Raw genomic sequence first — 2,595 nt, 5'->3', positions numbered from 1 at the left:
CCAGCCTAACGGCGGATCGGGGGCGGCGCAGGCCGGAATCTGCCCGTCCGCCCCGCCGGTGGCCGGGGTGTGCGCCGGGCCACACTAGGCTGAGGTGTGCAGTGCCGCCGGCAGGCAGGCGGCCGGAGAGATGAGCGTTGAGGACCCTGAGGAGGATCCAGTGGAGGTAGCCGGAACCGTAGCGTTGATCACGGGCGGAGCATCTGGGCTGGGGGCGGCGACGGCCCGCAAGTTGCACGCCGCCGGTGCGTCGGTGGTGCTGATGGACCTGCCCGGCTCGAAGGGGAACGAGCTCGCCGCCGAATTCGGGGACCGGGCCGTGTTCGCGCCCGCCGACGTGACAAATGAAGAACAGGTGCAGGCGGGGGTGGCGGCGGCCGCGGCGCTGGGGCCGCTGAGGATCGTGGTCAACTGCGCCGGCGTCGCCACCCCCGGCAAGGTGCTGGGCCGCGACGGGGTCCTGCCGCTGGAGGCGTTTGCCAAGGTGGTACAGGTCAACCTGGTCGGCACCTTCAACGTGATCCGCCTGGCCGCCGCCGCCATGGCCGCCACCGAACCCGTGGAAACCGAACTGGGCGGGCCCGAGCGCGGCGTCATCATCAACACCGCCTCCGTGGCGGCCTTCGACGGCCAGATAGGCCAGCCCGCCTACGCCGCCTCCAAGGGCGGAGTGGCTGCCATGACGCTTCCGCTGGCGCGCGAACTGGCGCGCTCGCTGATCCGGGTGGTCACCATCGCGCCGGGCATCTTCGAGACGCCGATGATGGCCGGGCTGCCGCAACAGGCGCAGGATTCGCTGGGCCAGCAGGTGCCGCACCCGTCCCGGCTGGGCCGACCGGCCGAGTATGCGGAGTTGGCCGCGCACATCGTGGCCAACTCGATGCTCAACGGCGAAACCATCCGGCTGGACGGCGCGATCCGGATGGCGCCCAAGTAACCGAAGGGTCCGGTGAGCGGGGGAGTAACTGGCGCGGCAGGTCCCGGGCGGTACCCCAGGCAACCGGCGCCTCCCGGGCTGCGCCCAGGTATCCGGCGCCTCACGGACGGCACCTAGACAACCGGCACCTCCCCGGGCGGCACCTAGGCAACCGGCGCCTCCCGGGACCCGTCGGCGAAAGGCGAGGCGCCGCCGTCGTACGCTTGAGGTGGACCGTGCCGATGCTTGGAGTCCCCGGGAACGGCACGCCCGCCGCAGCCGCCCGCAGGACGCGAAAGGACGCACCCATGCCGCACGCCGCCCGCGACCGGGATGTCGACTCAAGCCTGCGCGCCGATGTGCGCCGGGTGAGCACGCTGCTGGGGGCATCGCTGGCCCGGCAGCACGGGCCGGAGCTGCTTCACCTGGTGGAGCAGGTGCGGCTGCTGACCAAGGAGTCCAAGGAAGCGGCCCGCGGCGAGGGCGAGGCCACGGGGCCCTGGACCGCCCGCGAGGTGATCGACCAGGTTCGCGAATTGCTCGCGGGGCTGGACGTGGACGAGGCCACCGACCTGGTGCGGGCTTTTGCCTTCTACTTCCACCTGGCCAACGCCGCCGAACAGGTGCATCGGGTGCGCCAATTGCGTGCCCGGCCGGAGGAAGACGGGCAGTTGCTGCGCACCGTGGCGCAGATTGCCGAGGAAGCGGGGCCCGAGGCGCTGCAGCGCGCGGTCAACCAGCTCGACGTCCGCCCCGTCTTCACCGCGCATCCCACCGAGGCATCGCGCCGCACCGTGCTGGACAAGCTGCGCGCCATCTCCGACCTGCTGTCCACCACGACGGCGGAGGGCAGCACGGCGCGGCGGCGGCAGGACCGGCGGCTGGCCGAGATCATCGACCAGATGTGGCAGACGGACGAGCTGCGGCACGTGCGGCCGAGCCCGGTGGATGAGGCGCGCAACGCCGTCTACTACCTGGGCAACATCCTTAACAACACCCTGCCGGAACTGATGGGGGACCTGGCCGAACTGCTCTCCGAACATAGCGTGACGCTGCCCGCCGACGGGGCGCCGCTGCGCTTCGGCTCGTGGATCGGCGGCGACCGCGACGGCAACCCGCTGGTCACCGTGGACGTGACGCATGAGGTCTTCCAGCTGCAGAACCAGCACGCGGTGCGGATCAACATCGGCTTCGTGGACAGCTTGATCGCCGTCCTGTCCAACTCGATGACGATCGTGGCCGCCAGCGACGAGCTGCTGGACTCCGTGGCCAGGGACCTGGAGAACCTGCCGGGCCTGGACACCAGGGTGCGCGAGCTGAACGCTAACGAGCCTTACCGGCTGAAACTGACCTGCATCAAGGCGAAGCTGCTCAACACCAGCGCGCGGATCCAGCGCCGGCTCCCGCACGAGCCCGGGCGGGACTACAGCTCGACGGCGGAGGTGCTGGCCGACCTGGCGCCGATCGAGCAATCCCTGCGCGCCCACACCGCGTCGTTGGTGGCGGACGGTTCGCTGGCCGCTGTGCGCCGGGCGGTCTCGACTATCGGGCTGCACCTGGCCACCCTGGACTTTCGGGATAACGCGGGGAAGCACCACAAGGCGGTCGCGGCGCTGCTGGCCGCCCGCGATGCCGCGCGGACCCCGGCCGGGGCGACGGCGGCCGTTGGGGCCGCGGCG

General features: G+C 71.5%; 2 protein-coding genes. Both read left to right on the top strand.

The window, feature by feature from the left end; translation table 11 throughout:
- Window positions 1–160 precede the first annotated feature (160 nt).
- Window positions 161–937: an SDR family NAD(P)-dependent oxidoreductase gene (locus AC5RV2_RS16875; protein WP_494093293.1), complete on the top strand. Its 777-nt coding sequence runs from the start codon at window positions 161–163 to the stop codon at window positions 935–937.
- A 287-nt stretch (window positions 938–1,224) separates the two neighbouring features.
- The coding region (locus AC5RV2_RS16870; RefSeq protein ID WP_494093292.1) for a phosphoenolpyruvate carboxylase at window positions 1,225–2,595 on the top strand (1,371 nt) is incomplete at its 3' end.

This window comes from Arthrobacter sp. Y3225116 (assembly GCF_059091245.1).
The sequence above is the reverse complement of the archived record's forward strand: the minus strand, read 5'-3'. Positions and strand labels throughout refer to the sequence as shown.